General features: G+C 38.1%; 24 protein-coding genes and 1 other RNA gene. 4 read left to right on the top strand and 21 right to left on the bottom strand.

The window, feature by feature from the left end; all coding sequences use genetic code 11:
* Nucleotides 1-8: 8 nt before the first annotated feature.
* Nucleotides 9-3518 carry a DUF5717 family protein gene (locus tag BMY66_RS01195; RefSeq protein WP_090393884.1) on the bottom strand — a complete coding sequence of 1170 codons (3510 nt, stop codon included), beginning with the start codon at nucleotides 3516-3518 and terminating at the stop codon, nucleotides 9-11.
* A 163-nt stretch (nucleotides 3519-3681) separates the two neighbouring features.
* Between BMY66_RS01195 and BMY66_RS01190 the strand changes: the two genes are divergently transcribed.
* Nucleotides 3682-4770: a pyridoxal phosphate-dependent aminotransferase gene (locus BMY66_RS01190; RefSeq protein ID WP_044934680.1), complete on the top strand. Its 1089-nt coding sequence runs from the start codon at nucleotides 3682-3684 to the stop codon at nucleotides 4768-4770.
* Here BMY66_RS01190 and BMY66_RS01185 read toward each other — a convergent pair.
* Nucleotides 4759-5757 (bottom strand): glycoside hydrolase family 25 protein, encoded by a 999-nt coding sequence (locus BMY66_RS01185; RefSeq protein WP_090393883.1) that lies wholly within the window; start codon nucleotides 5755-5757, stop codon nucleotides 4759-4761. The two genes, BMY66_RS01190 and BMY66_RS01185, sit on opposite strands and share 12 nt — an antisense overlap.
* Nucleotides 5758-5762: 5 nt before the next feature.
* Nucleotides 5763-6287 carry a GNAT family N-acetyltransferase gene (locus tag BMY66_RS01180; protein ID WP_090393882.1) on the bottom strand — a complete coding sequence of 175 codons (525 nt, stop codon included), beginning with the start codon at nucleotides 6285-6287 and terminating at the stop codon, nucleotides 5763-5765.
* Between the two features lie 130 nt (nucleotides 6288-6417).
* On the opposite strand from BMY66_RS01180, the gene BMY66_RS01175 reads away from it, so the two are divergent.
* Nucleotides 6418-7065: an HAD family hydrolase gene (locus tag BMY66_RS01175; protein ID WP_090393881.1), complete on the top strand. Its 648-nt coding sequence runs from the start codon at nucleotides 6418-6420 to the stop codon at nucleotides 7063-7065.
* Nucleotides 7066-7076: 11 nt separating this feature from the next.
* Here the strand turns inward: BMY66_RS01175 and BMY66_RS01170 are convergent, their stop codons facing one another.
* The 6 genes from BMY66_RS01170 to secG all read right to left on the bottom strand — a co-directional run bounded on the left by BMY66_RS01170 (nucleotide 7077) and on the right by secG (nucleotide 12259).
* A complete protein-coding gene (locus tag BMY66_RS01170; protein ID WP_090393880.1) occupies nucleotides 7077-8207 on the bottom strand; it encodes a D-alanyl-D-alanine carboxypeptidase family protein in 1131 nt (376 codons plus the stop codon).
* Nucleotides 8208-8329: 122 nt separating this feature from the next.
* Nucleotides 8330-8671, bottom strand: a transfer-messenger RNA (tmRNA) gene (ssrA, locus tag BMY66_RS01165).
* Nucleotides 8672-8681: 10 nt separating this feature from the next.
* Complete coding sequence (locus BMY66_RS01160) at nucleotides 8682-9224, bottom strand: Maf family protein (RefSeq protein WP_044934687.1); 543 nt, start codon at nucleotides 9222-9224, stop codon at nucleotides 8682-8684.
* On the bottom strand, nucleotides 9224-9691 hold the full coding sequence (smpB, locus tag BMY66_RS01155) for an SsrA-binding protein SmpB (RefSeq protein ID WP_044934689.1): 468 nt from the start codon (nucleotides 9689-9691) through the stop codon (nucleotides 9224-9226). Before smpB ends, BMY66_RS01160 begins: the two co-directional genes overlap by 1 nt.
* A gap of 15 nt (nucleotides 9692-9706) precedes the next feature.
* On the bottom strand, nucleotides 9707-11962 hold the full coding sequence (rnr, locus tag BMY66_RS01150; protein ID WP_090393879.1) for a ribonuclease R: 2256 nt from the start codon (nucleotides 11960-11962) through the stop codon (nucleotides 9707-9709).
* 54 nt (nucleotides 11963-12016) lie between these two features.
* Nucleotides 12017-12259 carry a preprotein translocase subunit SecG gene (secG, locus tag BMY66_RS01145; RefSeq protein ID WP_033154215.1) on the bottom strand — a complete coding sequence of 81 codons (243 nt, stop codon included), beginning with the start codon at nucleotides 12257-12259 and terminating at the stop codon, nucleotides 12017-12019.
* A 167-nt stretch (nucleotides 12260-12426) separates the two neighbouring features.
* Between secG and BMY66_RS01140 the strand changes: the two genes are divergently transcribed.
* Nucleotides 12427-13281: a putative ABC transporter permease gene (locus BMY66_RS01140; RefSeq protein ID WP_090393878.1), complete on the top strand. Its 855-nt coding sequence runs from the start codon at nucleotides 12427-12429 to the stop codon at nucleotides 13279-13281.
* Nucleotides 13282-13328: 47 nt separating this feature from the next.
* On the opposite strand, the gene yajC is transcribed toward BMY66_RS01140, so the two are convergent.
* From yajC to mtaB, 11 genes are all read right to left on the bottom strand, one after another.
* Nucleotides 13329-13685, bottom strand: a complete 357-nt coding sequence (yajC, locus tag BMY66_RS01135) for a preprotein translocase subunit YajC (protein WP_090393877.1) — start codon at nucleotides 13683-13685, stop codon at nucleotides 13329-13331.
* Between the two features lie 109 nt (nucleotides 13686-13794).
* Nucleotides 13795-14931 (bottom strand): tRNA guanosine(34) transglycosylase Tgt, encoded by a 1137-nt coding sequence (gene tgt / locus BMY66_RS01130; protein WP_090393876.1) that lies wholly within the window; start codon nucleotides 14929-14931, stop codon nucleotides 13795-13797.
* The gene (gene aroC, locus BMY66_RS01125) at nucleotides 14928-16022 is read right to left on the bottom strand and encodes a chorismate synthase (protein WP_090393875.1); all 1095 of its coding nucleotides are present in this window, start codon (nucleotides 16020-16022) and stop codon (nucleotides 14928-14930) included. Before aroC ends, tgt begins: the two co-directional genes overlap by 4 nt.
* 60 nt (nucleotides 16023-16082) lie before the next feature.
* A complete protein-coding gene (locus BMY66_RS01120; protein ID WP_044934699.1) occupies nucleotides 16083-17138 on the bottom strand; it encodes a lactonase family protein in 1056 nt (351 codons plus the stop codon).
* Between the two features lie 21 nt (nucleotides 17139-17159).
* Nucleotides 17160-18386 (bottom strand): peptidase U32 family protein, encoded by a 1227-nt coding sequence (locus BMY66_RS01115; protein ID WP_044934700.1) that lies wholly within the window; start codon nucleotides 18384-18386, stop codon nucleotides 17160-17162.
* A complete protein-coding gene (locus BMY66_RS01110) occupies nucleotides 18383-19030 on the bottom strand; it encodes an O-methyltransferase (protein WP_044934702.1) in 648 nt (215 codons plus the stop codon). Before BMY66_RS01110 ends, BMY66_RS01115 begins: the two co-directional genes overlap by 4 nt.
* A gap of 1 nt (nucleotide 19031) precedes the next feature.
* Nucleotides 19032-20708: a ribonuclease J gene (locus BMY66_RS01105; RefSeq protein WP_044934705.1), complete on the bottom strand. Its 1677-nt coding sequence runs from the start codon at nucleotides 20706-20708 to the stop codon at nucleotides 19032-19034.
* A gap of 25 nt (nucleotides 20709-20733) precedes the next feature.
* Nucleotides 20734-20997 carry a DUF1292 domain-containing protein gene (locus BMY66_RS01100; RefSeq protein ID WP_090393874.1) on the bottom strand — a complete coding sequence of 88 codons (264 nt, stop codon included), beginning with the start codon at nucleotides 20995-20997 and terminating at the stop codon, nucleotides 20734-20736.
* 8 nt (nucleotides 20998-21005) lie between these two features.
* Nucleotides 21006-21437: a Holliday junction resolvase RuvX gene (gene ruvX, locus BMY66_RS01095; RefSeq protein ID WP_044934709.1), complete on the bottom strand. Its 432-nt coding sequence runs from the start codon at nucleotides 21435-21437 to the stop codon at nucleotides 21006-21008.
* The gene (locus BMY66_RS01090; protein WP_044934710.1) at nucleotides 21437-21703 is read right to left on the bottom strand and encodes an IreB family regulatory phosphoprotein; all 267 of its coding nucleotides are present in this window, start codon (nucleotides 21701-21703) and stop codon (nucleotides 21437-21439) included. Before BMY66_RS01090 ends, ruvX begins: the two co-directional genes overlap by 1 nt.
* Nucleotides 21704-21771: 68 nt before the next feature.
* Nucleotides 21772-23094, bottom strand: coding sequence for a tRNA (N(6)-L-threonylcarbamoyladenosine(37)-C(2))-methylthiotransferase MtaB (mtaB, locus tag BMY66_RS01085; protein WP_090393873.1), 1323 nt, complete (start codon nucleotides 23092-23094; stop codon nucleotides 21772-21774).
* A 111-nt stretch (nucleotides 23095-23205) separates the two neighbouring features.
* On the opposite strand from mtaB, the gene BMY66_RS01080 reads away from it, so the two are divergent.
* Entirely contained in the window at nucleotides 23206-23436 is a 231-nt protein-coding gene (locus BMY66_RS01080) for an HPr family phosphocarrier protein (RefSeq protein WP_028243612.1), read from the top strand.
* 60 nt (nucleotides 23437-23496) lie between these two features.
* On the opposite strand, the gene thiI is transcribed toward BMY66_RS01080, so the two are convergent.
* On the bottom strand, nucleotides 23497-24678 hold the full coding sequence (gene thiI, locus BMY66_RS01075) for a tRNA uracil 4-sulfurtransferase ThiI (RefSeq protein ID WP_044934718.1): 1182 nt from the start codon (nucleotides 24676-24678) through the stop codon (nucleotides 23497-23499).

The following is a 24678-nucleotide window of genomic DNA, read 5'->3' as shown; positions in this document are numbered from 1 at the left end:
TTTCACCATTAAATAATAGTAAATAAATCTCTTGTAACAGCATCCAAGCCCTGATAAGTCTTAAGGTCAGCAGCAAGCTCTCCTGCTTCCTCATATAGGTTGTGGCGGCTGATACTATTCATTAGAGCGAATCGGCCATTCTTAACATCAGGCTCTTCACTCATAACTATTGTGTCGCTCTTTAAAGGATCTTCTGAAAGCTCATCACAATAGATTTCGTATCTAAGCTCGTCACCATAAAACAGGATAAACTGCTTTACGTACAATCCGTCGTACATTTCAATCATGTCCTCCTCAAGAGGCTCCTGACCGTTGATAGAGTATGTGATAACGACAGATTTTCTTTTATCAGTAGCAATTTCTATGAAATGCTTGTCATACAAGTGATATTTAATTTTTAGTTTCTCATTGCAATTAACAAAGAATCCAAAGTACTGGTTACGCAAAATGGCATCTGCCAAAAGCATATCCAACATGCTCATATCATCTTCATCCAGGTCTTTCTGTAGACAAAGATACTTAAGAAGAGCTATTCGCATACTTTCGTTAACCGTAAGGCCCTTTTTATATCTATTGTAAATATGTGAGAAAATCTCTCCTGGTACTTCCTTGTGCTCAGACAAATAACTATGTGCTTCGTATGTAAGGAAAGCCTCGACAATCATTTTGTTGTTCTTTCTAGCAACATATGAATCAAAGACTTCCATTATGCCATCGCAAAGGAAATCCCTATACAGAACCTGTGTAAGAATTCTTTCAGAGAATTCCACAACATCTTCACCGCGTTCATAAGCGTTGTTGTAAATCAGCATCATGACGTCTGTTGGACCAACGTAGAATTTGATGAGATACTTAATCATATCTCCATGTACAAATCCCTTTTGTACCAAATGAGCTGTCATCAGGATAAGGAAATCATCTGTTTTTTCAGAATCCTGATTTATCATAAATTGACACAGCTTTGTGGCAACCTCTGGCCTTAGCTGAGAACCGTTTGTGTGCTGAAGCATGTAGTAGGCTTCCTCGTATTTGCTACGGCTGACAAACACCTCAAGAACATCGGCAATCACCTCTGCTCTAAGAGATTTCAGATCTGCCTCATGCATAAAATGACGCTCTATCAAAGCATCCTCTTCGTTTTTACGAAGTACCTTGATAATCTTTGGATACATGCTACGCAAATAATCCAAAGAAATCTGCTTAGAATCCAGTAACATTTTGATGCTTTCTGAATCTTCCAGATTGTTTAAATCCATAAGAACAAAAGCCATGCTCTGTGGCGCCAATTCCTTAAGGGTATTGAAATATGCAGTAGCATCTATAACATCTTCCTTAAAGTATGCTTCATCATCTACAAACAGATAACCATCATTATCCTCAAGGAAGAAAACACCTTCGCTGCCTATGTAGTTAACATAAGCTTTATGATCTGAAACATTAGCAATCACAGGTGTTTTGAACTCATCCTGATATAAGAAAATTCTACGTATATCCGGATTGATAACGGCCAGCTTCTTTTTGAATGCCAGCTCTGAAACAAGCTTTGCAACCTCTTTATCAAAAATCCCAAGCTCCATGAGACGCTGATAACATACAGCAAGATTATCATCCAAACGACCAAGCTTTAGCTGCTCAAGTGCAAATGTTTCTATAGCTGATTCATAATGATCATAGGTATCACTATCTTCTGCCCTGTGCAAAATAATATTGGCATAAAGAAGTGCTTTCTTTTCATAAGAAAGATCGTTGTTGTATTTAAAGAACATAGTAAGAAGCTGTGGGAACCTATCTACAGAATAGGTAGGCATAGCTTCCATGTATGCCTCAAAAATTCCTGATACATGAAGGTTTGCTTCGATAGCCATTTTAAACCACTTGAAGAATTTTTCTTCGATGTAGTTTGCCTTTAAAAGATAGGTAACAATGGCAAGCAAAAACTGTAAATCAGGATAGATTTCATAGCAGGCTTCGATAATAGGAAGGGCTTTAGGATTGTAGGTCCTCTCAGATTCAATAACATGAATCATCTGAATAGCAATATCTTTTGAAATTGCATTTTTCTTTCTCGCCCAATTAAGGACTTTGATTGTAAGTTCGTCGAAGGATGATATTAAATATGGATCCTGGACAAAAATGTAGTAAGCCTCAATGTAAAGAAGAGGCGAATCAAAACCTCTTGATACCCAGTCTGAAATATCCCTGAGCTTTGCAGTAGGGTTCTTTATGTATTCCTTTCTTAGGAACATCAAAAACCAGAAAATCCTAACATCATCAGGATGCTCAAGATAAATAGACTCTATGTTGCCAGTAAGCCTATCTACGTATGATTCTTCCCTTTCGATGAGGGTGCAAATATACAGAAGAAAAGCCCACTGTGTGCTGCTTTTATCTTCGATAGTTCGCTTCAAATCCTGAATAATCCAAAGAGCTTCTTGCTTTTGGTTGTTTGTAACATAAACCAACGCTCTCATCAAAAGAGTAAAGTTGTCTTCATCGTCCTCTTCTGAAATGGAATCTAATACAGAAAGTGTCTCCTGACACCACTGGCCTGTAGTGATTTTGCGAAGTCTAAAGTCTTCGTAGAGACGACATGCCTTAAGAATCTGCATATCCTTCTTATGCTTTTCAGAATCTAAAGTGGCATCCTCTTTTAAAGATGATGCAATAATAGTGATTTCCTTATGAATGCCTCTGTAATCAAAAGAAATCTTGGCATAATTAAGACCTTCATGCATTCTATCTTTGTGAATGTAATAATTCATATTGAAGATAGAGCCAAGGAAAAAGTCAGATGTAATATGTTCTTTTTCAACTGACACAAAATCAGCATCGCATGAAACTTTTACATCGATGTAGCCCCACGTAGAACGAACAATTTCTATTTCACCACGAATGTTTTCATTTACCTCGTAGTATTTGTCACATCTCTCCTGCACATCAAAGGACATTTTTGGCTTTAGTCCTGTAGAAACAAGGAATTCATCTACATTAACAGCAGCAATCGGAGCTGCTTTGAAGCCGCGATATAATAATCTGGTGCGTTTATCTAAATCAGAAATGAACTCAGCGAATCGGTCTGAATAGAACACAGAAACAGCTTCGCTGAAATGATTTTGAGCAAGCTCTGCAAAAGCCTTTAAATCATGAATTTCCCCAACAGAAGTGATTAAAGGTCGAGTAGCGTATGTAATGGTAAAAGGAATGTGCTTTTCAATTCCTACCGCTACAATAATGAACTCACCTGAAAGAGCCTCTCCTGATTTGTAATTGAAATCGTCCACTTTATATTCGATACGAACGTTTTCCTTGTCAAACCAAGGGTCGCTAACCTGCACGTATGGATTTGTACAATAGACTACACCCCTGATTTTAACGTTGTTAAGACTCTTAAAGAAGAAACTGCCAGTAAATGTATCGCCCACATAGCATGTCTCTTCTATCTGTTCTCTTTCAAATTCTATATTTGGTTTTAAGTCATCGAATTTATCCTCTGATATTCGATAGATTCTTTTTCTCAAAACATTCTTCCTCTACATTCCAAGGATTAGGTATACACCCACTAATCCTAGCATATTCTTTTCAAATTATAGCACAACATGTTGTGTTTTCAAACGAAATAGAAACAAAAAGATGGATATTTGTTAAACGTGGTGCTACTATATAAAAAACGAGGTGATAGGCATGATTAAACACAAAGACCACTTCCATGGAAGTGATTTAGAAAAAATTGAACAAATCTACGGAATTAAAAAAGAAAACATCATTAGCTTCTCTGCTAATGTTAATCCACTTGGGATTTCTCCTAAATTAAGAGAAGGAATCAAGGAGCAAATCGATTGCATTACAACATACCCTGACAGAGATTACGTACAGCTTCGTCAGTGCATTGCAAACTACTGCTCTACAGAGGTTGAAAACATAATTGTAGGAAATGGTTCAACAGAGCTGATTTCCCTTTTCATCCAGATTCAGCAGCCTAAAAAGGCTCTTATTTTGGGACCAACATACTCAGAATACGAACGCGAAATCGCTTTATGCGGAGGAAAGACTATCTACTATCCTCTTCGTGAAGAAAATGATTTCGTACTTGATCCAGCTCATTTTATAAGCAAGTTATCAGAAGATATCGATATGCTTATTATTTGCAATCCAAACAACCCTACCGGTACTGCAATCAACGTCCATGACATGCGTCTTATTCTTGATGCCTGTAAGGAAAGCGATATTTTTGTAATGGTAGATGAAACATACGTGGAATTTGCAGAAAATGTAAAAGAAATATCTGCAGTCAGCCTTACCAGAACCTATACAAACATCGCAATACTGAGAGGAACTTCCAAGTTCTTTGCAGCCCCTGGTCTTCGATTAGGCTATGCTATTTGTTCTAATTCTGATTTAATGCAGATTATGAACCAGCGTAAAGATCCATGGTCAATTAATTCAATCGCTGTAATAGCCGGCACTCTAATGTTTACTGATGAGGATTACATTCAAGAAACAAGAGATTTAATAAAATCAGAAAGAGACCGCTTATTCAAGCTTTTTGATGAAAGTAGCCGTTTCAAGCCATATAAGCCACAGGGCAATTTCATGCTTTTAAAAATATTAGAAGACGGCATTACAAGTGGGGATTTATTTGACAGATGTATTCGTCAAGGTCTCATGATCAGAGATTGTTCCACATTCCCTTATCTTGGTGAAAAATACATTAGAATTTGCTTTATGAATCCAGAAGATAATACAAAATTGGCTAGCCTTTTATTGGGCTAGCCAAATATCTAAATCAACATTTCCATTTATTCCATTTACACTACCAGTTTCAGAGTACTGCCATATGTCAAACTCATATGGCCAGTAAAACTCTTTGTTATAACCAGCGAACCATTTCTTGTAATCAGTAAGCTGAGTAAAATCTAGAAGCATCGCTCCCATTTCAGTATTATGATAAATCATTGAATCATATCCTGCATTCTGGACAGCCTCTAAAAATGTAATAGTAAGTGCTGTTCTATCTTCTACTGTAAGGCTATTTGTTCTAGCCTCGCTATCGCTTACCTTTTCTACGTCAAATACAATTGGAAGCTGAAGTGTATATCCATCTAAAAGATTAAGAACAGTGGATGCTTCCTCTAATACTTCCGCCTGGGAAATAGCCTGCGAAAACACATAAACTCCAACATCAAGGCCTGCTGCCTGGGCGCCTTCGATGTTTTCGATACATTTTTCATCTACAACGATTTTGCCTGTACCATATCCTCTGTAGACAGCTCTGACAAATACAAACTCAACCCCATCGGCAGCAACTGCCTCCCAATCGATATCACCCTGATGAGAAGAAACATCTATTCCTTTTCTAGAAACAACCTGGCCGTCCACTACATAAGAATAAATGCCATTTTCATCCTCTTGAAGATTATTAATATCGAAAGAATTCTTAGGAAGTGAATCATTAATTGGGACAAAGTTGTATTTGGAATTTGCTGCAACAACAATATATTCAGGATATAGAGACTTCAAAACCGAAATGATTGTGTTTCCTTCTTCAAGTGATTCTTTGATGGAATCAAGAACACTTTTCTGGCCCTCAGCCTTTGCCTCGTCAACAAGCTCCTCAACCTGCTCACTAGAATAAGTCTCACCTTCTTGAACCTGTATTCTGCTATGTGTATCAGCAACTATGTAAATAATGCCGACTGCAATTAAAGTAAAAAATATTGATAATGTAGATACCAATATATATCTAAGCGCTCTTTTCATAACCACTATTTGCTAGGCATATCATTCAAATCACCGATTTGTTTTCTATACCACACAATCCCTTTCCATTCTCCAAATTTATAACCTATATCTGTGAAATGACCTACCTCTTCAAATCCCAAAGCCTGGTGGAACTTGATGCTAGGCTCATTGTCATCTGTAATAACTCCGTACATGAATTTATATCCCATATCAGAAAGACGCTTCTGAAGCTCACCATATAAGGCCTTTCCTATTCCAGATTGCTTAGGAACATCAGGTGCTAAATATATAGTAGTCTCCACTGAATATTTGTAGGCATCATGATGACGAACCCTGCCGCCATAAGCCATACCAATCACCTTGCCTTCAGAATCGCAAGCAACGATGTAAGGATAATCCTTCTTTGTTTCAATAATGGACTTCTGATAATCCTCAACCGAGCCATTTACCTCTGTGAAAGTAACAAAAGTATTTGCAACATAGTATCCGTAGATGTCGCAAATGGCAGCGGCATCGGCAATTTCAGCCTCTCTAATATAAAATTCCATCATGTCCTCCTAAATTAGCCGGTAAAAAAATCATAACAAAGGCATACTAATAATTCAATATTTTTCCTTTACAAATACCTATAATAGCTATATAACAATTAGAAGAAAATAAAAAGAAAAGGTTAATACTATGAAATACGACACAATACTATTTGACTTAGATGGTACACTTTTGTACACACTTGAGGATTTAACTGATTCCATTAATCATACACTTACAGAATATGGATTGCCAACTCACCCAATTGAAAACGTCAGACGATTCGTTGGCAACGGGCTTAGAATGCTTGTTGTAAGAGCATTACCTGATGGCGAAAATTACGATAAATTTGACCAGTTTTTCGCTGACTTTGTAGATTACTACAACAATCACAATCGCATCAAAACAAAGCCATATGATGGCATCCTAGAAACTACTAAAGAACTATCTGAAATGGGTATCAAAATGGCAATCGTTACCAACAAGGGGCAAACAGCCAGCAACTCATTACTAGATGATTTCTTTAAGCCATATATAAATATTGTTATCGGTGATGATGGAAGTCACAAAAGAAAGCCTGATCCAGAGCCAATCAATCTAGCTCTTGAAGCATTAGATATAAAAGATAAATCGTCAGTTTTATATGTTGGCGATTCTGATGTAGATGCTGCCACTGCAATCAACTCAGGACTTGATTATATCTTATGTACATATGGTTTCCGCGATATGGAAGATTTAAAAGAATTTACACCTGTCGCATTTATCGATTCAATCAACAAAATCAAAGAATATCTATAAAAAGAAAAGGTCTACTGCGTGTAGGCCTTATATATATCTACGTGATCATAAATGCATCTCCAAGAGCTTGAAGACTTTGCTGTACAGCATATGTATTCAGTTCCATCATCAGCTATCATTGAGCTAACAGCACAGTTTCCAGATTCATCTACATATCCTGTCTTAGCACCCTCAATAGTGCCTCCAATATCCTTATCCTCAATTCTACGCAAGAACCAATTCGATATTGTAATTCCCTCAGGATTAACATTTGTAGCAGTAGAATTATAAACCTTAGTGGTAAGAACCTCTTTGCATAACTCATTATCCAATGCCGCCATCATAATAATTGACATATCATATGGAGTACTATAATGCTCATCACTATGGAATCCTACAGGGTTTGTAAAATGAGTGCCAGTAAGTCCTAATGCCGAAACCTCTTCATTCATCATAGTAACAAAGCTATCTACATCTCCTGCTACATACATAGCCAGCTGAGCCGCAGCATCGCCACCTGAAGGAAGAATCGTGCCATAGAACAAATCCTTTACAGTAACCTCTTCATCCTCAACAAAGCCAGAAGTAGAACCACCACCTGCATATGAATAATCAATAGCCTCGTGGGACATGGTAACAGTTTCATTTAGCTGCTCTTCTGTAAGATTGTTTGCCGCCACAAGCACAGTCATAACCTTAGTCATAGATGCTGGAACAATCTTTTCATAGGCGTTTCTAGTACCAACTATTTCCTTTGTGTCATTGTTTATTAAAATAGCATATTCGCTGACTACATCCCCGCCAATAGAAATAGTTGAATCTGTTTCTGATGCCGAGTATACGCCAGAAGAACTACTTGTTTCTTCTGATTCAGTCTCTGTTGTATCCTGGCTAGATTCTGTAGAAGCACCTGTTGTCACCTTAAGGCCAGTAGCTTCCTCCTCGTCAGATTCAGAAGCAGACTCAGAAACACTTTCCTCTGCAGCAACTCGCATAGTATCATCAGTACCTTTTATATGGGAAACAATTAGACCACCGATAATAACGATGGCTAAAGAAATTGCTCCAAGTTCAGAATAAACCTGGATTCTTCGTATAAGTTTTCTTCTTTTACGATAAGCTCTACGCTCCTCGTTCGTCATGTGTCGTGTAGATTTTGCCATAATATTACTCTCCACCCTTTATGATTTAATTCTAACATCCGAAAGGTGCCTCGACAATTTAGAACGTAATTTCTGTTAAATATAACGAAAGTCCCATTTCACAGTGTGAAATGAGACTTAAAAAGTGGACTAGACGGGAGTCGAACCCGTGTCCAAAAGCCAATTCCCGGCCCTTCTACGAGTGTAGTTTGTAATTTTACATTCCCTCCACACAGCTCTTACAAACAAGATATGTGCTTTAGTAGCTTCATGATACGCCCACTATCGCAAAGCTTTGATAGCGTCGTTTCCTACAGAGTCGAAGTCTGGGTCCTAAGGTGTAGGTGCCCTAGGTCAGACTGCCGCAACTAGGCAGCGTATGCTAAATTATCTTCAGCGTTTAATTTTAAGTTTGGCCATTTAACCCATTACCGTGGGACTCGCTTCTTCCGCTGCATGACCCCTGTCGAAACCATGACTAGCCCTTATTACAGTTTACAGCGACCTATAAACTTTAGCCAAAGGTAAACCAACAACGTTATTGTAATCACCTTTAATCTCCTTAACTAAAACAGCACCTTTGCCCTGAATGCCATAGGCGCCAGCCTTATCCATTGGCTCGCCTGTAGCGATGTATTTTTTAATCAATTCAGGACTGTTTTCATACATAACAACTTCAGTACATTCTGCGAATGTATTGATATTTCCTGTCTCGTCAACGATAGCCACTCCAGTATACACCTGATGAGTATTTCCTGACAAGCGCGAAAGCATTAAAAATGCATCTTTTTCATCTTTGGGCTTTCCAAGTATCTTGCCATCGTAAGCAACAACTGTATCTGCAGCTAAAACAACCCTGCCAGGATTCTTGTCAGCGATAGCTTTTGCCTTAAGCAGGCTTAAGTCCATAACGACTTCATCTGGCTTAGTTTTATCTGTAACTTCTTCTACATTGGCAGCCTGCACTTCAAAATCAATACCGACCTGCTGTAAAAGTTCTTTTCTTCGTGGTGAGTTGGATGCAAGTATAATCTTCATTAGCCTAAATTCCTTATCTTAAAGTCTCTTTCTGCTTCGCGCTTCATATCCTTCTTCTGAATATCAGCACGCTTATCGTATAGCTTCTTACCTTTAGCCAAGGCAACCTTTACCTTTACAAGGCCATTATTAAGATAAACCTCAATAGGAACGATAGTATAACCATTTTCCTTGATTTTGCTAAGTAAGCGATTAATCTCTGACTTATGAAGCAAAAGCTTACGAGGACGAAGTGGATCTCTATTGAAAATGTTGCCCTTTTCATATGGATTTACGTGCATCTGATAAATAAACATCTCGCCATTATCAATACGCACAAAAGCCTCTTTTATGGAACATTGACCAAGTCGCATAGATTTGACCTCAGTTCCGTGAAGCTCTATTCCTGCCTCGTACTCTTCCTCGAGAAAGTACTCATGATAAGCTTTTTTATTATTTGCAATTAGTTTTCTGCCTTCTTTATTCATAATCTTTAGCTCCAATTAAAAACGCTGAAATTCGGTAAGGATAAAGTCGATAGTACGAGCTTGCTCATCAACAGAATCCAGTATTACTGTAACAGGCTGACCTAATTTAAAGGTACGACCTGTTCGCTCGCCAACAAGTGTAAGATTCTCTTCGATAAAATCATAGTGATCATCATACAATGTCGATACGTGAACCAGACCTTCAACTGTATTTTCAAGCTCAACGTACATTCCCCATCCTGTGACTGAAGAAATATTTCCATTAAATTCCTGGCCAATAAAATTCTTCATAAACTGAACCATTTTCAGTTTATCAACTTCTCTCTCACATTCCTCAGCTCTACGCTCAAGCTTGCTTGTTTCAAGAGCTACCTGTGGAAGAAGTGATTCATAATGAGAAATCTTTCTATCGCTCATCCTTCCTCGTAAATGATCCTTTATAATACGATGAATCTGTAAATCAGGATATCTACGAATTGGTGATGTAAAGTGACAATAGTACTGTGCAGCCAAACCAAAATGTCCCTTGCACTCTGTGTCGTATCTTGCCTGTTGCATACTTCTGAGAGTCATCTTTGTAATGACAGCCTCGTCCTCATGACCAGCCAAAGATTCTAACATCTTTTGGATTTCCTTTGGATGAATGCTGTCCTTATTTCCTTTTAGTGTATAACCACAAGCACCTAAGAAACGACTTAATGACTGGATTTTCTCTGGGTCTGGAGCTCCATGAACACGATATACAAATGGAGATTCCATGAGATTGAAGTGCTCTGCAACAGTTTCATTAGCAGCCAACATAAAATCTTCTATTAGTTTGTGAGCATCATTGCGCTCATATGGTGCCAGACCTACAACCTTTCCTGACTCATCGATTACTATATGAGTCTCTGGGAAATCAAAATCTATAGCTCCTCTCTTCTTACGCTTTGCGCGAAGAATCTGGGATAGCTTATACATTTGATCAATCATCTCGGTAACGTCAGCGAACTCACTACGTTTAACCTCATCACCAGTCATAATAGCAAATACATCAGTATATGTCATACGATGATTGCTGTTTATTACAGATTCGCAAATATTGTGTTCAATAAGCTCGCCCTTTGGATTGAATGTCATGATGCAAGAAAGGGCCAATCTATCCTCTCCCTCATTCAAAGAACACATGCCATTTGAAAGGGTATGTGGAAGCATTGGAATAACTCTATCAGCAAGATAAACTGAAGTTCCTCGCTTAAGCGCTTCTACATCAAGTGCTGATGATTCCTGCACGTAATTTGTAACATCAGCAATATGAACTCCAAGAACGAAATTTTCCCCATCCATTTCAAGGGAAACACCGTCATCGATATCCTTAGTATCCTCACCGTCAATTGTGATGACTGTCAAATCTCTAATGTCATTTCGTCCAGCTCTATCAGCTTCAGAAACAGGTTTAGCAACATTAGTAGCCTGCTTTAAAACCTTATCTGGAAACTCAGGATCGATACCAAAGCCTCTTACAATAGATAAAATATCTACTCCAGGATCATTCTTATGACCAATGATTTCAGTAATGACACCCTCTGGCTTATGGGAATCATCGCCATAGTCATCAATGTGGCAAACTACCTTATGACCAGTAACAGCTCCCATATCCTTGCCAGCAGGAATGAAAATATCTCTATCTAATTTGTTGCTATCAGCAACTACAAAGCCAAATCCATTGCTTTTTTCATAAGTACCCACAACATCTGAAAAACCGTGAGCAATAATACGAATAACACGAGCTTCCTGGCGTTTACCAGGCGCACCAAAGGTAAGAACAGCTGCTACTGTATCATCCTGCATAGCAAAAGCCGTGTTATCTCTGCTAACAAAATAGTCTTCGTCGCTTCCCTCAACCTCAATAAAACCATATCCATCTTTATGAGATATAAATCTGCCAATAATATCAGGCTCAAGATTCTCATTCTTTGGACGATTTGCATTCTTTGCAACCTGATTAAGAGACTGCTTCTTAGCAGCTACTTCTGCTTTTGAAGGTTTCTTTGATTTATGATCTTTTAGCTTTATGAATTTAGGTCTGTTTTCAGCAATCTGATATTTGCCACGCTTTGTAATTTCTACCTGTCCCTCGTCAACAAGCTCTTGCAGGACCTGCGCAAACTCACTTCTTTTATCCTTCTCAACATCAAGAAGAATTTCCAGCTCCTTCTTTTTCATTGGAACATAAGCCTGACTTTTAAATACATCCATCAGAAAATGCTTTTGTTTATCGAACTCTCTCATAAACCTCCTAAACAACAAATGCCACCCTTAAAGGGTGGCAAAATAAAATCTCTCTTAAAAGCTACCAATATTCAATACTGCTGAAAGCACGAAGAATAAGATAACGCAAACTGTTGTAAGCTTAACTAATAAGCCTTCACGTGAACGTCCCTTATTACGGCTCCAGTATGAATCAAACTGCTGACCTGATAAAGAACCAAGTCCGTTCTGCTTTCCTTCCTGAAAAAGAATGATAACTGTAAGTGCCACACAAATAGCAATTAATAAAAATATAAGAACTATCTTTAATGTTTGCATAATGCCTCCCGAATAGCTAATATTTAAAAACTAAAGTTGCGACCTTTCGCAACATTTGAAGTATATCATAGGGTATATTTGATTTCAAGCAAATTCAGCAAATCTGTGTCCTTTTATTTTGTCCCCAAAACAACTATACTATTACTTAACGCAAAGGAGAATAAGTTATGTTAAGTAGGTATTTTGTATTATTTATTATTTATAGTTTTATCGGGTGGATTTACGAAACGTGTTATTGCACTATACACGAAAAAGCTTGGGAAAATCGAGGCTTTTTATATGGTCCTTGTATCCCACTTTACGGCGTGGGTGCTACGCTAGCCCAGATTATTTTTGTAGATTTACCTTTCGTACATAGTAAGAGTCCTTCATATTTAACAATATTCTTAGGATGTGCCGTCGGCTCTTTCTTTCTAGAATATGGTACATCATATATCTTAGAAAAAAGATTTCACGCAAGATGGTGGGATTACAGTGATTTACCACTAAATATAAACGGACGAGTTTGCCTTATATTTACATGCTGTTTCGGAATCGCAGGAATAATTGTAACCCAATTTATAGTGCCACCAATCGTAAGCCTTATTGTCATCATCCCACAGATAGTCATAGAATTACTGGCATTAATATTTATGTTCCTATTTGGAATGGACATGGCATTAACAGTTTCTGCTCTCACAACATTTGCTAAGGAATTCGAACGTATTAATGATCAGATAAATAATCAAATGGCAGAAAAAGTGGAAGCACTTACAACAAATCTGGCCGATGCAAAACTTGCTAGAATAGAAAAAGCAAACGAGCGTAAAGAAGCTGCTTTTGTAAAACGTGAAATGACTGCCGAAAAACTCGAAGAAATAAAAGAACAATTGTCCAGCGAGGCGGTTAAGCAATGGATTATGAATGCTACCGAAACTCAGCGTGGCCAGTTCAGACACATTGCCAAATTCACTCACCCAGTAGCATCCACCAAATCCCTTTTAAATAAAGGATCTGAGTACTTACGGCATAGAAAAAAATAACAAAAATAAAGCCACCCATAAGGGTGGCTCTTTTAGTCTAAATAATATTATTTAGTCTTTTCTTTTTTATCTTTCTCGTCTTCCTTAGAAGCCTTAACAGCATCCTCAGGCTTTTCAATCTGAGCGATAGCAACCTTCTGCATTGGAATACGGCAGTTCTTGTTGCTTCCGAACTCTACGATAACAGTTGTGTCATCAGGGATTGCAATAACAACACCATAAAAACCGCTTGTAGTAAGAACTGTATCACCTACAGCAAGAGTAGACATCATAGCTGTCTTTTCCTTCTGCTCCTTCTGCTGTGGACGAATCATGAAAAAGTACATGAATACAAAAAGAACTACTACCCAAATAATTAAGCTGATTGAGCTATTAGCTGCAGTTAACAAAACTGAACTGTTCATTAAATTATTCCTCCTAATCGTTGGCCCATTGGCCAGTCACTGAAATTTATTTTACATAAAGAATACTATATTCGCAAGAAAATTATACCATTTAATATATTTTTAAGAATTACTGTTCTCCTGCTTCCATTGAAGCAAGCTTATTTTTCTTATAAGTAGCAAATTCACCTGCATCTAAAGCATTTCTAATCTCTTCCATCATTGTGTTGTAGAAGTATAGATTGTGAAGAACACAAAGTCTCATTCCAAGCATTTCCTTTGCCTTAAGCAAATGACGAATGTAAGCTCTTGAGTAAGTTTTGCATGCTGGACAACCACAGCCTTCTTCGATAGGTCTCATATCCTTTTCAAACTTCTGATTGAAAAGATTAAGCTTACCATGGTTTGTATATACATGACCATGACGACCATTACGGCTAGGATATACACAATCAAAGAAATCAACACCTCTGTCAACTGCTTCCAGAATATTAGTTGGTGTACCAACGCCCATTAAGTATGTAGGCTTATTCTGAGGGAGATATGGTACTACGTGATCAAGAACATCATACATCTGTTCATGACTCTCACCAACCGCAAGACCACCTACTGCATATCCTGGTAAATCAAGCTCTGAAATAGCCTTGGCGTGCTCGATTCTGATGTCATTATAGATTGCTCCCTGATTGATACCAAACAGCAACTGCTCTTTATTAATTGTATCCGGCAATGAATTAAGACGAGCCATCTCTTCCTTACAACGATGAAGCCATCTTGTAGTACGAGCCACAGAATCTTCTACGTATTTACGTTCTGCAAGTGCTGGTGGGCACTCATCAAAAGCCATAGCAATTGTAGAACCAAGGTTTGACTGAATCTGCATTGATTCTTCTGGACCCATAAAGATTTTACGACCATCTATGTGGGAATTGAAGGTTACACCTTCTTCTTTGATTTTACGAATACCAGCAAGTGAGAACACCTGGAATCCGCCTGAATCTGTAAGGATTGGTCTATCCCATGCCATAAACTTATGAAGACCACCAAGCTCCTTAATAAGCTTATCTCCTGTACGAACATGCAAATGATAGGTGTTTGAAAGCTCCACCTGGCATTTGATATCTCTTAAATCGTCTGTAGATACCGCGCCCTTGATTGCAGCAACTGTACCAACATTCATGAATACAGGTGTTTCGATAACACCGTGAACAGTATGGAATCGACCTCTTTTAGCTCGACCTTCTGTTTTTAACAATTCGTATTTCAATTCTTATAAAACTCCTTAATATAATCTACTCTATCTGTCATATGTGAAAGCAACGCATCACAAATTGTAATAGCACACATAGCCTCTACCACAACTACAGCACGAGGAACAATCACAGGATCATGTCTACCGTGGATTTCAATATCTACATCCTCATGTTTTTCATTAACAGTAGCCTGCACTTGCGCAATAGATGGAGTTGGCTTAATAGCACATCTAACAATAATATCATCTCCATCAGAGATGCCGCCCAGGATACCACCACTATGATTTGTAAGCTTTGTAACAACTCCATTGTCCATTCTGAAATTGTCGTTATTAATACTGCCTAAAGTCTTTGAAGCAGCAAAACCATCACCAATTTCAACGCCCTTCACTGAGCCAACAGATACAAGCGCCTGAGCTAATTTAGCATCAAGCTTTTCAAAAACTGGATCTCCTATGCCTGCTGGAACACCAGTAATAAGACATTCGATTACTCCACCAGCGCTATCTTTGTTAAGCATACAAGCTTCCAGGTATTCTTCTGCTTTTTTAGCAGCGACTGCATCTGGCATGCAAAGTGGATTGTTATCTCTTTCAGATAAATCAAAATCATAGATTTTAATGTCGCCAATAGACTTAGTATAGGCGCAAACGGTAATTCCAACCTCATTTAAAAGCTTGGCGCAAATAGCACCAGCTGCTACACGGCCGATAGTTTCTCTTCCAGATGAACGCCCACCACCGCGGTAGTCTCTAAGGCCAAACTTTTCAATGAAGCCGTAATCAGCATGGCCAGGCCTAAAAGAAGTGGCAATATTTCCATAGTCCTTCGAGTGCTGATCCTTGTTTTCAATCATCAAAGATATTGGTGTACCAGTAGTGACACCCTCAAACACACCAGAAAGAATAACAACCTCATCTCCTTCTGCTCTGGCAGTCGTATACTTAGACTGTCCAGGCTTTCTTCTATCAAGATATGGTTGAATATCTTCTTCTGAAAGCTTTAAGCCAGCAGGAAAACCATCTATAACAACGCCAAGGGCTTTGCCATGAGATTCTCCCCAAGTAGTTACTGAAATTCTATTGCCAAATGTAGACCCTGCCATATTCTCCTCCTATGAAAAAAGGGCTGCGCCTTGCAGCCCTTAGATAATACATACGATAATTTATTTTATCTTTACAACAACAATACTATTAGGCTTAGCAATTTTGATAGGTGCATTCTGCATTAATGAATGACCTGTCTTTTTATCAATAGTAAAGCTTCGGATTTCATTTGTATCATGATTTAATGAAACATAATACTTATCCTTAGGCAAAACAGCAAAGCTCTTTGGATAATCTCCACTGATGAAACTGTGTGAGAAGTATTTGATCTTTCCAGATCTTTCATCACGCTCGTACATGCAAATAGCATTTAAACCATCCACGCTGGCATATACGAACTTGCCATCCTCGCCAAACTTAATGTTTGTTCCTGTACTGATTTCCTCATCAACACCAACAAGAAGTGATACTGTCTGGATATTTTCAAAATCAGGATGACCCTCGATAATATGATAATCGTAAACTAAAATCTCATTAGACATTTCAGTAATTACATATGCATATTTTCCATCTGGAGAAAACTTCATTTTAAGTGGAGCTGAACCCATTGCGCAACGAACAATATCAACAAGATGAAGCTTGCCCATTTCATAGTCTACTTCGTAAATCTTAATCTGATGAAGACCATTTTCTACAGCACAAAGGAATCTCTCATCTGGAGTAAGTTCAACACATGTGCAATGTGGATACAAAGGACGATCTGCTACTGATTTACCAATTCCCTGATGGAAAATACCATCAGCAATACCGCTTATGCTTCCATCCTCATTGAGTTTCATCATTGTAACACGACCATCATGATAACCTGCTACAAAAAGATATCTGTTCTGTGAGTCAACGCAAAGGTTACAACCTCTCATACCGCCAACCCATTCCTGGTTCATCTTTTCAAGATCACCATTTTCAAGAATCTTGAAGGAAGCAACACCTTCATCTGCAATAGAATAAAGATATTTGTTATCCTTTGAATTAATGATGTCTGATGGATTGTTGATAGGAGCTACGCTCTGTTCAACCATCTTTCCTGTGTCAGGATCAACATCATAAACATAAATACCAACGCTAGTCTCATGTGTATAGGTTCCCACATAAGCCACATATTTGCTCTCTGCCATTATATTCTCCTCGTAACTAACTTATGCTTCTTTTCTTCTTAGAATGTCGAACTCATCCGGAGTAACGCTAAGCTTAATGAAAAGCTTCTGCTTTGGATGTGGACATGACTCCATATCTTCTCCCTCTTCGTTTTTGATTCCAAGAACTTCTACCTCTATATTATCTCCATTTGGCTTCATAATTTCAATAGTTTCACCAACTGAAAATTTATTACGCTGCTCAATCTCAAAGTATCCCTCTGAATTTAGCTTACCTGTAATACCAAGGTATGTATAACCTATATTATATGTGTTGTTATCATATATCTGTGATTCCTCAGATGGCTTGCCATAGAAGAATCCAGTAGTGAACTGACGATAAGTACATGCAGAAATCTGCTCCTTGTACCAATCAAGGTTAGCAAGATATTTTTCTTCGGATTCCTTGCAGTCATCAATAGCCTTGCGGTATGTACGTGCAACAGTTGCTACATAAAGAGCAGTCTTCATACGTCCTTCGATTTTAAAGCTATCGATACCAGAATCTAAAAGATCAGGAACATGCTCAATCATGCACAAATCTTTTGAATTGAAAATGTATGTACCACGCTCATTTTCGTATACTGGGAGATACTCTCCTGGACGCTGTTCCTCAACTACTGCATACTTCCAACGACATGGATGTGTGCACTCTCCGTGATTAGCATCTCTACCTGTAAAGTAATTTGAAAGAAGACATCTACCAGAATATGAAATGCACATAGCACCGTGAATAAATGTCTCGATTTCTAAGTCATCCGGAATATTTGCTCTGATTTCTTTGATTTCTTTAAGAGAAAGCTCTCTAGCTGAAACAACACGCTTTGCACCAAGTTCATACCAGAACTTATATGTACCGTAGTTTGTGTTGTTAGCCTGAGTACTAATATGACGCTCAATATCAGGACAGATTTCCTTTGCCAACATAAATACTGCAGGGTCTGCAATAATAAGAGCATCTGGCTTAATCTCGTTAAGCTCTCTAAAATATTCTTTTACGCCTTCGAGGTCTTCGTTGTGAGCAAGGATATTTGATGTAACATAAACCTTTACGCCATGCTCGTGAGCAAACTTGATACCCTCAATCATATCCTCTTTAGAAAAGTTTTTAGCCTTAGCACGAAGTCCATAAACTTCTCCACCAATATAAACTGCATCAGCTCCATATATTACAGCAACCTTAAGTACTTCAAGGCTGCTTGCTGGAACTAGTAATTCTGTTTCTCTCATTTTGTTCCTTTCACACTAATACTAACTCCATCCCCCAATGGCAAAATAGTTGTGTTAAATTCTCCATCATGGGTAAGTTCAAATAAGTAATCGCGCATACGTTTATGAATAGTACGATTACGTCTTGTGATTGCATATCTGGATTCGATTATATCGCCATCCTGAAGGACATTGTCTGTTACAACCACTCCTCCATCTCTGATGAGGCGCTTGATCTGAGGCCAGAAATTAATGTACTGACCTTTGGCTGCATCCATGAAAATAAAATCATATGGTCCTTCCAATGTAGGAAGAATCTCCATGGCATCACCTTCTAAAAGAGTTATTTGCCCATCCTTACCTGCTCTAACAAAATTGTTGTTTGCAATAGGAATGCGAGGCTCATAGTTTTCTATTGTGGTGATGACTGCATCCTCACCAGCTGTCTCTGCCATGAGGCAAGCTGAAAAGCCAACAGCCGCACCAACCTCAAGAATCTTCTTAGGCTGGTGAAGCTTTATAAGTGTCTGTAAAAGATTTATTGTCTCTGTGCGAATAATGGGCACATATGTATCCAACGCCTCTTTCCTGATTTCTGAAAGCACCGGGCTTAGCTCAGGATAAAGACTGTTTAAGTATGTGGTATATCTTTCGTCTACAATCATTTTAAACTTCCATGATAATTGGAATAATCATAGGACGTCTCTGAGTCTCATGCCATACGAAGTCAGAAAGATTGTCCCTGATATCTGCCTTAATCTTATTCCAATCTGTAATATTCTTCTCCTCAAGAACTTCCATAGTTTCTGTAAGGACTGCTCGAGCGCTTTCCATAAGATCTTCTGAATCTCTAACATATACGAAACCACGGGATACAATATCAGGACCAGCTAATACTGTACCTGAAGCACTGTCAAGGGTAAGAACTACGATAATAATTCCATCCTCAGCAAGCTTTTGTCTGTCTCTAAGAACGATGTTTCCAACATCACCAACACCGATACCATCAACCATGATAGCACCAGTGTGAACATGACCTGAAACCTTGGCATAATTGTCACCAAGCTCTAATACATCGCCTGAACGAATAATCTTGATATGGTCATGATCCCATCCTAAAGACTCTGCAATACGTGCCTGAGCTGTAAGGTGCTTGTATTCACCATGAACAGGAATAGCAAACTGTGGACGTACAAGAGAATAAATAAGCTTAATCTCCTCAGCACAAGCATGTCCTGATACGTGTACATCCTGCATAACAATTTCTGCACCACGCATTGTCAGATCGTTAATTACATTTGAAACGGCCTTCTCATTTCCTGGAATTGGGTGAGAAGAAAATACAATCATATCTCCTGGCTTAATCTGGACCTTTTTATGAGTTCCATTAGCCATACGAGAAAGCGCTGCCATAGACTCACCCTGAGAACCTGTAGTAACAAGGACTACCTTTTCATCTGGGTAAGACTTAAGTGACTCAATATCGATAAGTGTATTGTCTGGAATCTGTAGGTATCCAAGCTTTGAAGCTGTCTCAATAGTGTTAACCATTGAGCGACCTTCTACACATACCTTACGTCCGTATTTATCTGCAGAGTTGATAATCTGCTGAACACGGTCAACATTTGATGCAAATGTAGCAATAATAATTCTAGATGAATCATTATCAGCAAAGATGGAATCGATAGTCTTTCCTACTGTCTTTTCAGACGCAGTAAAACCAGGGCGCTCAGCATTTGTAGAATCGCACATAAGCGCAAGTACACCCTTTTTACCGATTTCACCAAGGCGCTGTAAATCGATTGGATCACCATAAACAGGTGTGTAATCAACCTTAAAATCGCCTGTATGGACAACGATACCAGCTGGTGAATAAATTGCAAGTGCAGCCGCATCCTGAATACTATGATTTGTACGAATGAACTCTACTCTAAATTCACCTGCGTTAATATGTGTGCCATATTTAACTACCTTACGCTTAACCTTAGTAAGCATTTTGTGCTCCTCAAGCTTGTGTTCAATCAAGCCGTTTGTGAGCTTTGTCGAATAAATAGGACAAACATTAAGATCCTTAAATACATAAGGAATAGCACCTATATGATCCTCGTGACCATGGGTGATAAAAAAGCCTTTAAGCTTGTCCTGGTTCTCCTTCAGATATGTTATATCTGGAATAACCAGATCTACGCCCAACATATCATCCTCAGGAAATGAAAGTCCGCAATCCACAACAATAATACTGTCTCCATACTCGAAAGCAGTAATATTCATGCCGATCTGCTCAAGACCTCCAAGTGGAATAATCTTTAGCCTTTCAGCCTTCTGTTCAGTTTTCTTCTTCAAAAATAAACCTCCTAATTGTAATCAATTAATAATCAATGTCAGCTTCGTCGCCAACTAATTCTTCAAATAATTTTGCTACTGCATCAAACTCAACATCGTCCTCAACAACATCGTAAATAACTTCACCGTTGTCTTCTGATACCTCTTTGAGAATAAATGCATCAGCGTCTTCATTTTCATCCTGGCTGTCGCATACAAGAAGATATTTTACGCCTGATAACTGTGTCTCTTCGATAACATATACTGGTAAATCTTCTCCGTCAGCTCCTGATAAAATAATCTGTTCCATAAAACTCCTTATTTATCTCGATGATTGTCGAGATAGTCCTGTAATATAATTGCAGCTGCAATTTGATCAATAAATTTCTTTCTGTCTTTTTTATCAACACCAGATTCTTCAAGAATCTCGTCTGCATACATGGTAGTGAGTCTCTCATCAATGAGGACTATAGGTATATCAACACGCTTTTCTAAAAGTTCCTTGAACTTGATAGTGTCTTCACATCGAAAGCCTTCAGTATCATCCATATTTAAAGGATAACCAAGTACGATTGTAGACACTTGATATTCATCGCATAATTCTTTGATACGAACTAAAGTATGACGTAGTTTACTAGCTCTATCACGAGTAATAGTTTCTAATTCCTGTGCAGTCAAAAGTAAGGGGTCACTAATCGCGACCCCCACTGTTTTGGTTCCATAATCTAGACCAAGAATTCTGCCACTCATTACTTGCTCCAACTCTCGTTGATGATGTATTCCTTGAGTAGCTCCTCTACAAGCTCATCACGCTCTACCTTCATAATAAGGCTTCGTGCATTGTTATGACTTGTGATATATGTAGGATCACCTGACATGATATATCCTACGATCTGGTTAACAGGATTGTAGCCTTTTTCCGATAATGCTCCATAAACCTGTTCTAAAACTTCTTTTACCCCAACAGGATTTTCTTTTTGAACTTTAAAATATTGTGTGTTACTTAAATCTGCCATATCTACCTCGTATTAATAAAAATATCCCACACTAAAAATCTATTACAATAATATTAATATACAAATGGCTAAATTTCAACAATCAAGTACTCATTATCTTTTGTGATGGAAACAGCTTTTGCCTTTAAAATTACATTTGATAATGATTCTCCGTTTGACTTAATAGCACATTTTATATATTCCTTTGAAAATCCTACGAAATAATTTTCACCATCAATCTGCGCTTCTTCTTCAAAAAGAATATCAAGCTCCTGACCAATGTGGTTTTGTCTGTAAGCTTTTGTCTGGATATTTCCCGCTTCGATGAGCTTAGCGCTTCTCTCTTTTTTGACTGCATTTATAATCTGATTTGGCATAGTAGCAGCCTTTGTGCCAGCACGCTTTGAATACGCAAATACATGAAGCTCTGCAAATGCGATTTCATCAACATATGCAACAGTCTCATTAAACTCTTCTTCTGTTTCACCAGGAAAACCTACGATTATGTCAGTAGTGATTGCTGGATTTGAAAAATACTTTCTAAGGATGTTAACTCCTTTAGTATACTCCTCAATTGTGTATTTTCTGTTCATTCTTTTAAGAACTGTATCGCAACCTGACTGAAGAGAAAGGTGAAAATGAGGACACATCTTTTCAAGGGCAGAAACTCTCTTTGCAAAATCTTCTGTCACTATCTGTGGCTCAAGTGACCCCATACGAATACGTTCAATTCCATCTATTTTATGAACAGCCTCAAGCAAATCAGCTAAGTCGTAATCCTTACCATTACCATAAGATGAAAGATGGATTCCTGTAATGACAACCTCTTTGTATCCAGCTTGAGCAAGGCCAGTAACTTCCTTGATGACGTCATCGATATCTCTACTTCTAATTCGACCTCTTGCAAAAGGAATGATGCAATAACTGCAGAATTGATTACAGCCGTCCTGAACCTTAACAAAAGCTCGTGTATGCTCAGAGTCCTTTTCGATAATCATATTTTCATATGCAACGTTGCCATCATTAATATCAACACACTCAAGAATTGGACCTTCCAATGAATCACGTTTCTCGAAGAATTCATGAACCTTTGCTACCAATTCATTCTTTTTATTGTTGCCAAGAATAATATCCGCACCAAGCTCATCTGCAATATCTTTTCCAAAATTCTGTACATAACAGCCGGCAGCCACAACGCATGCATCTGGATTTAACTTTTTACATTTATGAATCATCTGACGAGATTTTCTGTCAGCAATATTCGTTACGGAACATGTATTTATTACGTAAACATCAGCGCTCTCATCAAATCCAACGATTGTAAAACCGTCCTTTTTGAGGAGTTCTTCCATCGCTTCAGTTTCATATGCATTAACCTTGCAACCAAGGTTATGTAAAGCAGCTTTTTTCATTAGATTAAAAACCTTTCTATTTTTGTTAAAAGTGCAATACTTTATTGACTTTTAGGTACCATTGTTTTAGTATAAATTTATATTTTAAAACTATTAGAGGAGGCAAGCAGGATGAAAACAGTTCAAATTTCTCTTAACTCAATCGACAAGGTTAAGTCATTCGTTAATACTATTTCACAGTTTGACTATGATTTTGATCTTGTTAGCGGACGTTATGTAATCGACGCCAAGTCTATCATGGGTATTTTCTCCCTTGATTTATCTAAGCCAATCGATCTTACTGTACACGCTGAGGGTGATGCAGAAGACGTAATGTCTACATTAAAGGATTACATCGTTTAATTCTTTAAATCAATGTGTTAAATATTATGAGCTTTGCTATATTAGCAAAGCTCATATTTTTTATCTAACTTTAATAACCTCAACTGTATCTATAGCCTGCTTCATAAGCTCATCTATCTTCTCATCGAGATTGTGCTCATGCTTTTCAATAGCCTCAAGCTTTGGCTTTGTAACAGGATGCTTTGCAACGAAAATTGTACAGCAATCCTCGTAAGGCAATATTGAAGTCTCGTATGTATCGATTTTCTCTGAAATATCTACAATATCCTGCTTGTCAAATGCAATAAGTGGTCTGTAAACTGGAAGTGTACATACAGCATTTGTGCAGTTTAATGACTGCATAGTCTGGCTGGCAACCTGTCCGATAGACTCGCCTGTAACAAGACCAAGGCAATCATTTTCCTTAGCAAAGTGTTCAGCTATTCTCATCATGTAACGACGCATAATGATTGTAAGCTCTTCATGAGCACACTGCTGATAAATGTAAAGCTGGATATCTGTAAAGTTTACAATATGTAAATCAATTGGGCCTGAATACTTAGCAACAAGCTTTGCTAAATCTACTACCTTTTGCTTTGCCTGCTCTGAAGTGTAAGGTGGCGCATGGAAATAAGTAGCTGAAAGTGTAACACCACGCTTTGCAATCATGTATCCGGCAACTGGTGAATCAATACCACCTGATAAGAGAAGCATTGCTTTACCTGCTGTACCAACTGGCATACCGCAAGGTCCAGGAATCTCTGTAGAATAAATAGCAATATTCTCTCTTACCTCTACGTAAATGATTCTGTCTGGATGATGAACATCAACATGCATCTCAGGAAAAGCATCAAGAAGTCTTGCACCAATTTCAGCAGCAACTTCCATAGAAGTCATAGGATACTGTTTGTTTGCTCTTCTACCCATTACCTTGAATGAGAAGTTCTTATCTGCAAATTCCTCATCAACATACTTGATAACAGCTTCCGCCATTTTATCGAAGCCTTCATCAGGTACTACAACTGTAGGACAAATAGCACTGATACCAAATACATGCTGTAAAGCAGCAACTGCATCATCATAATCGTATTCACCTTCTACAGAAACTAAAATACGACCGCTCTGCTTCTTAACCACAAAGTGCCCATCAACACCATAAAGTGCTCTTTTAATCTGATGAACTAAGGCATCCTCGAATACATAACGATTCTTGCCTTTGACACCAATCTCTGAATATTTAATCAAAAATGCTTGATATGTCAT

Origin of the sequence: Pseudobutyrivibrio sp. C4, from assembly GCF_900111635.1 — a bacterium.
Lineage (GTDB): Bacteria > Bacillota > Clostridia > Lachnospirales > Lachnospiraceae > Pseudobutyrivibrio > Pseudobutyrivibrio ruminis.
Note: the sequence above shows the minus strand (reverse complement) of the source record. Positions and strands in the feature narration are given on the sequence as shown.

Excerpts from the sequence above, each read along its gene's own strand:
- BMY66_RS01090 (WP_044934710.1), bottom strand. The coding sequence starts at position 21,703 with ATGGCAGATTTAAGTAACACACAATATTTTAAAGTTCAAAAAGAAAAT.
- BMY66_RS01190 (WP_044934680.1), top strand. The coding sequence starts at position 3,682 with ATGATTAAACACAAAGACCACTTCCATGGAAGTGATTTAGAAAAAATT.
- rnr (WP_090393879.1), bottom strand. The coding sequence starts at position 11,962 with ATGAGAGAGTTCGATAAACAAAAGCATTTTCTGATGGATGTATTTAAA.
- BMY66_RS01160 (WP_044934687.1), bottom strand. The coding sequence starts at position 9,224 with ATGAAGATTATACTTGCATCCAACTCACCACGAAGAAAAGAACTTTTA.
- ruvX (WP_044934709.1), bottom strand. The coding sequence starts at position 21,437 with ATGAGTGGCAGAATTCTTGGTCTAGATTATGGAACCAAAACAGTGGGG.
- thiI (WP_044934718.1), bottom strand. The coding sequence starts at position 24,678 with ATGACATATCAAGCATTTTTGATTAAATATTCAGAGATTGGTGTCAAA.
- BMY66_RS01180 (WP_090393882.1), bottom strand. The coding sequence starts at position 6,287 with ATGGAATTTTATATTAGAGAGGCTGAAATTGCCGATGCCGCTGCCATT.
- BMY66_RS01120 (WP_044934699.1), bottom strand. The coding sequence starts at position 17,138 with ATGGCAGAGAGCAAATATGTGGCTTATGTGGGAACCTATACACATGAG.
- mtaB (WP_090393873.1), bottom strand. The coding sequence starts at position 23,094 with ATGAAAAAAGCTGCTTTACATAACCTTGGTTGCAAGGTTAATGCATAT.
- aroC (WP_090393875.1), bottom strand. The coding sequence starts at position 16,022 with ATGGCAGGGTCTACATTTGGCAATAGAATTTCAGTAACTACTTGGGGA.
- BMY66_RS01170 (WP_090393880.1), bottom strand. The coding sequence starts at position 8,207 with ATGGCAAAATCTACACGACACATGACGAACGAGGAGCGTAGAGCTTAT.
- BMY66_RS01080 (WP_028243612.1), top strand. The coding sequence starts at position 23,206 with ATGAAAACAGTTCAAATTTCTCTTAACTCAATCGACAAGGTTAAGTCA.
- BMY66_RS01140 (WP_090393878.1), top strand. The coding sequence starts at position 12,427 with ATGTTAAGTAGGTATTTTGTATTATTTATTATTTATAGTTTTATCGGG.
- yajC (WP_090393877.1), bottom strand. The coding sequence starts at position 13,685 with ATGAACAGTTCAGTTTTGTTAACTGCAGCTAATAGCTCAATCAGCTTA.
- BMY66_RS01110 (WP_044934702.1), bottom strand. The coding sequence starts at position 19,030 with ATGATTGTAGACGAAAGATATACCACATACTTAAACAGTCTTTATCCT.
- BMY66_RS01185 (WP_090393883.1), bottom strand. The coding sequence starts at position 5,757 with ATGAAAAGAGCGCTTAGATATATATTGGTATCTACATTATCAATATTT.
- secG (WP_033154215.1), bottom strand. The coding sequence starts at position 12,259 with ATGCAAACATTAAAGATAGTTCTTATATTTTTATTAATTGCTATTTGT.
- smpB (WP_044934689.1), bottom strand. The coding sequence starts at position 9,691 with ATGAATAAAGAAGGCAGAAAACTAATTGCAAATAATAAAAAAGCTTAT.
- BMY66_RS01115 (WP_044934700.1), bottom strand. The coding sequence starts at position 18,386 with ATGAGAGAAACAGAATTACTAGTTCCAGCAAGCAGCCTTGAAGTACTT.
- BMY66_RS01100 (WP_090393874.1), bottom strand. The coding sequence starts at position 20,997 with ATGGAACAGATTATTTTATCAGGAGCTGACGGAGAAGATTTACCAGTA.
- BMY66_RS01175 (WP_090393881.1), top strand. The coding sequence starts at position 6,418 with ATGAAATACGACACAATACTATTTGACTTAGATGGTACACTTTTGTAC.